At 71.8% G+C, this 5,409-nt stretch carries 4 protein-coding genes and 1 pseudogene; all 5 read right to left on the bottom strand.

Going from position 1 to position 5,409, the window contains the following annotated elements; translation table 11 throughout:
- Positions 1–199, bottom strand: a pseudogene (locus tag H1A17_RS33200) (hypothetical protein); the annotation flags it as partial.
- 342 nt (positions 200–541) lie between these two features.
- Positions 542–679, bottom strand: a complete 138-nt coding sequence (locus tag H1A17_RS33195) for a hypothetical protein (protein WP_168222356.1) — start codon at positions 677–679, stop codon at positions 542–544.
- 217 nt (positions 680–896) lie between these two features.
- Positions 897–2,354, bottom strand: a complete 1,458-nt coding sequence (locus tag H1A17_RS33190) for a dihydrolipoamide acetyltransferase family protein (protein WP_194823733.1) — start codon at positions 2,352–2,354, stop codon at positions 897–899.
- Positions 2,351–3,340, bottom strand: coding sequence for an alpha-ketoacid dehydrogenase subunit beta (locus H1A17_RS33185; protein WP_145917264.1), 990 nt, complete (start codon positions 3,338–3,340; stop codon positions 2,351–2,353). The genes H1A17_RS33190 and H1A17_RS33185 overlap by 4 nt, the downstream gene beginning before the upstream one ends.
- The gene (pdhA, locus tag H1A17_RS33180) at positions 3,340–4,515 is read right to left on the bottom strand and encodes a pyruvate dehydrogenase (acetyl-transferring) E1 component subunit alpha (protein ID WP_194823732.1); all 1,176 of its coding nucleotides are present in this window, start codon (positions 4,513–4,515) and stop codon (positions 3,340–3,342) included. Before pdhA ends, H1A17_RS33185 begins: the two co-directional genes overlap by 1 nt.
- Positions 4,516–5,409 lie beyond the last annotated feature (894 nt).

The following is a 5,409-nucleotide window of genomic DNA, read 5'->3' as shown; positions in this document are numbered from 1 at the left end:
CGGGTGCCGGCCAGGACGGACCGGGCGGGTTGGCCCGGCCGGTGGGGGGTGGTGGGGCCCAGCCGAGGTCGGGGGTGGCGGGGACGCCGTACCCCTGGTCCTGCTGGGGCTGCCGGTCGCCGTACGGCGCCGGTCCACCGGAGCCCGGCGGCGCCTCGCCCGGCTCCTGGCCGGGACGGTGCTGGCCCTCGGACGTCATGGGTGCGCCTCCTCCATCACATGTCGGCCGCCGATGCCGTCCGTCCGGTCGGCCGTGTCGCCGGTGCCCGGCGGTTCGGCCGTGCGGTCTCCCCGCACGGTATCCGGTACGCGCGCGCGGCCCCCATGCAGCACCGGCCGTCACTCCGCGTCGCCGGACGGTGTCGATCGGCTTCCATCCGTCGCGATCGGTGTCCGGGTCGGCGGGTGGCGACCGGAACCACCGTACCGGGCGTCGTGGCGAGGTGGAATCCCGGTCTCAGCGGGTTCGGAACGCCGATGACCCGCCCGGGGCCCGGGCGGGTCATCGATCTGGAGGAGGGAGAGGAAAGTCGGTGCCGGGTCAGCTCATGTGACGCTGGGCGATCGCGAGGATCTCCTCGCGGACCGCCGGCGAGTTGGCGGAGCGCAGCGCGTGCTCGATGGCACGGGCCCGACGGTTGGCGTCACGACGGGTGCGGATTCGCTCGATCATGCTCATGGTGGTCTCTCCTCCGGCTATTCGGTTGTCAGCCCCTTGATGACTCCATTGAACACCCGTCGGGCGCCGATCGCCATCGATTATTAGGTGAGCTGCAACACGGGCCTAAGGATCGTAGGTCAACGAGCGAGCTGGGCCACTATTTCTTCTCTCAATGGCAACGGCCGGCGTGCCGGGCGTTCACCCTGGGCACACCGGCCGTCGCCGGACGTCACGGTCAGGTCCAGGCGAGCAACGCCGCCTCCGGGTCGGCGAGGAAGTCCCCGATGTCACGCAGGAACTTCGAACCCAGCTCGCCGTCGATGATCCGGTGGTCGAAGGAGAGCCCCAGGGTGGTCACCTGGCGCGGCTTGACCTTGCCCTTGTGGACCCACGGCAGCTCACGGACCGCGCCGAAGGCCAGGATCGCCGACTCACCCGGCGGCAGGATCGGGGTGCCGGTGTCCACCCCGAAGACCCCGACGTTGGTGATGGTCAGGGTGCCGCCGGACATGTCCGCCGGGGAGGTCTTCCCCGCCTTGGCCGTCTGCACCAGACCCGTCAGCGCATCGGCCAGCTCACGCAGCGTGAGTCGGCCCGCGTCCTTGATGTTCGGCACGATCAGGCCGCGCTCGGTGGCCGCCGCGATGCCCAGGTTGACGTACTCCTTGACCACGATCTCGTCGCCGGCCCACGTCGAGTTGACCATCGGGTGCCGCCGGACCGCCAGCAGCACCGCCTTGGCGACCAGCAGCAACGGCGAGACCCGGACGTCGCGCCAGTCCCGCCGTTCGCGCAGCCGGTCCAGCGCCTTCATCGTCCGGGTCACGTCCACGGTCAGGAACTCCGTGACGTGCGGGGCGGTGAACGCCGAGCGGGACATGTTCTCGGCGGTCAGCCGGCGTACCCCCTTGACCGGGATGCGCTGCTCGCGGTCCGCGCCGAAGCTCGCGGCCGAGGTGGCCGGCGAGGTCGCCGTCAGCGGCTCGGCCACCGCCGTGCTCCCCGCCACCGCCCGCTGGACGTCCTCCCGTGTGATCGAACCGAGCGGCCCCGACCCGGCCAGCGCGGCCAGGTCGACCCCGAGATCCTTGGCGAGCTTGCGCACCGGCGGCTTCGCCAGCACCGGACCACCCGCGCTCGGTCGATCATGGACTTGTGGTGCCGGTTTTACGGCGACAGGGACGTTTTTGCCCCCCACCACAACTCCATGATCGGCTGGGGCTGAGGGCTTGCGGGGGCGGCGCTTGGCGGGTGCGTTGCGGGGGCCGTAGCCGACCAGGACGGCGGTTCGGCCACCCGGGGCTACGCCGCCGATCAGACCCGGCTCGACCATGCCCTCGGCCGGGGCGACCTGCACCGCGGCCAGCGACGCGGCCGACGGGGTGGGCAGGTCCGACCCGGCGGCGGCGGTCGTCGACTCCGGCACCGGCCCGGCCCCCGGGTCGGTGTCGATCGCGATGATCGGGGTGCCGACCTCGACCGTGCTCCCCTCCGGGTGGAAGATCGAGCGCACCTCGCCGGCCCACTTCGCCGGGATCTCCACGGCAGCCTTGGCCGTCTCCACCTCGACGATCGGCTGGTTCAGCTCGATGACGTCGCCCACCTTGACCAGCCAGGCGAGGATCTCGCCCTCGGTCAGCCCCTCACCCAGGTCGGGCAGGTTGAACTCCTTGATCCGGGACATCGCGCTCACCAACCGAAGGTGCGGTCGACGGCGTCGAGCACCCGGTCGAGGTCGGGCAGGTACTCCTCCTCCACCCGGCTGGCCGGGTAGGGGGTGTCGAAGCCGGTGACCCGCAGCACCGGGGACTCCAGGGAGTAGAAGCACTCCTCGGTGATCCGGGCCGCGATCTCCGAGCCCAGCCCCAGGTTGCCCGGGGCCTCGTGGACGACCACGCACCGGCCGGTGCGCCGCACCGACTCGTACGCGGCGGTCAGGTCCAGCGGGGAGAGCGTACGCAGGTCGACGACCTCCAGCTCCCGGCCGTCCTCGGCGGCTGCGGTCGCCGCGTCCAGCGCGGTGCGCACCATCGGGCCGTACGCCAGCACGGTTGCGTCGGTGCCCGGCCGCACCACCCGGGCGGCGTGCAGCGGGTACGCCCCGGACAGCGGGGTGTCCAGGTCGACCGGACCCTTCTCCCAGTAGCGGCGCTTGGGCTCCAGGAAGACGATCGGGTCGTCCGAGGCGATGGCCTGCTGGATCATCACGTACGCGTCCTGCGGGTTGGCGCAGGTCACCACCTTCAGCCCGGCGGTGTGCGCGAAGTACGCCTCCGGCGACTCGGAGTGGTGCTCGACCGCGCCGATGCCGCCGCCGTAGGGGATCCGGATCACCATCGGGATGGTGACCTTGCCCTGCGAGCGGTAGTGCATCTTGGCCACCTGCGACACGATCTGGTCGTACGCCGGGTAGACGAAGCCGTCGAACTGGATCTCGCAGATCGGCCGGAAACCCCGGATGGCCAGGCCGACGGCGGTGCCGATGATGCCGGACTCGGCCAGCGGGGTGTCGATCACCCGCTGGTCGCCGAAGTCCTTCTGCAGGCCGTCGGTGATCCGGAAGACGCCGCCGAGCTTGCCGACGTCCTCGCCCATGATGACGACCTTCGGGTCGTTCTCCAGGGCCCGGCGCAGACCGGTGTTGAGGGCCTTGCCCAGGGTGAGCGTCTCCGTGGCCATCAGTGCGCGCTCCCCTCGAACGACTCCGAGTACCTGCTGAACTGGTCCCGCTGGGCGTCCAACTCGGGCGAGCCGTGCGGGTAGACGTGGTCGAACATGCTGACCGGCTGCGGGTCGGGCAGGTTCAGCACCCGTTCGCGCAGGTGCACCGCCTCGGTGCGGGCCTGCTCGTCGACCTCGGCGAAGAAGTCGGCGTCGGCGAGCTGCTGCTTGTCGAGGAACGCCTTCATCCGGGCGATCGGGTCCTTGGCCTGCCAGGCCTCGACCTCGCTGGCGATCCGGTAGCGGGTCGGGTCGTCGGAGGTGGTGTGCGCCCCCATCCGGTAGGTGTACGCCTCGATCAGGCTGGGGCCCTGGCCGAGCCGGGCGTTGTCCAGCGCGTGCCGGGTCACCGCGTACGAGGCGAGCACGTCGTTGCCGTCCACCCGGACGCCGGGGAAGCCGAAGCCGCCGGCCCGCCGGTACAGCGGGACCCGGGTCTGGCGTTCCAGCGGCTCGGAGATGGCGTACTGGTTGTTCTGGCAGAAGAACACCAGCGGGGCGTTGAAGACGCTGGCCCAGACGAACGCCTCGTTGACGTCGCCCTGGCTGGTGGCGCCGTCGCCGAAGTAGGCGATCACCGCCTCGCCGTCCTCGGTGCCGGTCTTGCCGTCCATGTGGACGCCCATGGCGTACCCGGTCGCGTGCAGGGTCTGCGCCCCGATGACGATCGTGTACATGTTGAACTTGAACTCGTTCGGGTCCCAGCCGCCCTGGTCGACGCCACGGAACAGGCCGAGCGGCATGATCGGGTCGATGCCCCGGCAGTAGAGGACGCCGTGCTCCCGGTAGGTCGGGAACGCCATGTCCTGGCTGCGCAGCGCCCGCCCGGAGCCGACCTGGGCCGCCTCCTGGCCGAGCAGCGAGGCCCACAGGCCCAGCTCGCCCTGCCGCTGCAACGCGGTCGCCTCGGCGTCGAGCTTGCGGACCAGCACCAGGTCGCGGTAGAGGCCGCGGTACTCCTCGTCGGTGAAGTCGACGCGGTACTCGGTGCCGTCCGGGCCGGTCGCGCTCTCGATCCGCTCGCCGGCCGGGGTGAGCAGCTGTACGAGTTCCGGTTCGCCGGTCGTGGCCCGCCGGGACCGGGGTGCGGCTCGCCGGCCGCGGCTGGAGACCGCAGGGTCGCCCTTTGCCATCCGTCTCTCCCTGTCGTGTCTGTGCCCGAGCCGGGGGGTCACCCGTCCGCGCACAACGTGCGCCGGCCCGGCTGTTGCCGGACTGGTTCCTGGCGGTCGTGCCTAGCCCCGGTGGGGGTTGCCGCACGACCTGAGCCGGATCCATGGTCGAACCCGGTTCGGGAGCGTCGGCCACCAGCCACGCCTGCCACGGGGTACGCGGAGGGGCGGCTGCGTTGCCGTCGTGCCTGAATGATTGCAGAGGAGGTGAGCGGCCCCACAGTATGGCCCTCCCGCCGGTGGTGACATGTCCGCTTGGTGACCAGTGGACTTTTTTGTCGCCGCGCCGGCCGTGCCGCCGTCGGCTGTCGTCACCATGCCGGTCGGGTGACGGACTTTTTGTGTGTCGACACGCTGTGGTGCCTGGTGAACTGGGCGTCACTGGGTCAAGCTGACCGGTAGTGGTGGGCGTTTGGCGAATAATGTCCGTTCTGATCCGTGCTGCCCACCGACGAACACGTCCAGGTCGACGAGGGAGTGTGCGGTGTCCGAGCCAGGTGACGGTCCTCCGATCCCCCTCCTCGGGCGGCACCGGGCCGGCGGCGGCAGCTACCGGCGGATGATCGGCGTCCACCGGGCCCCGGGCCTGGGCGGGCCGCACCGGGGCTACCTGTTCACCGTCGCCCTGCTCGCCGGGGCCGCCTCCATGCCGGTCCTCGCCGCGATCAGCGCCGGCTCCGCCACCGTGGGCAGCACCGCGCTGCCGGACGGTGGCACCCCGTTCCTGCCCACCCCGTCGGTCGGCCCGGTCGTCGTCCCGGTGCCCGCCACCGGCCAGCCGGCCCTGCCCCCCCCCCCCCCCCCCCCCGCCCCCCCCCCCCCCCCCCCCCCCCCCCCCCCCCCCCCCCCCCCCCC

The organism is Micromonospora sp. S-DT3-3-22 (assembly GCF_015354745.1).
Lineage (GTDB): Bacteria > Actinomycetota > Actinomycetes > Mycobacteriales > Micromonosporaceae > Micromonospora > Micromonospora wenchangensis.
The sequence above is the reverse complement of the archived record's forward strand: the minus strand, read 5'-3'. Positions and strand labels throughout refer to the sequence as shown.

What these genes read in the sequence shown, in the direction of transcription:
- H1A17_RS33195 (WP_168222356.1), bottom strand. Translation starts at nt 679, where the DNA reads ATGAGCATGATCGAGCGAATCCGCACCCGTCGTGACGCCAACCGTCGG.
- H1A17_RS33185 (WP_145917264.1), bottom strand. Translation starts at nt 3,340, where the DNA reads ATGGCCACGGAGACGCTCACCCTGGGCAAGGCCCTCAACACCGGTCTG.
- pdhA (WP_194823732.1), bottom strand. Translation starts at nt 4,515, where the DNA reads ATGGCAAAGGGCGACCCTGCGGTCTCCAGCCGCGGCCGGCGAGCCGCA.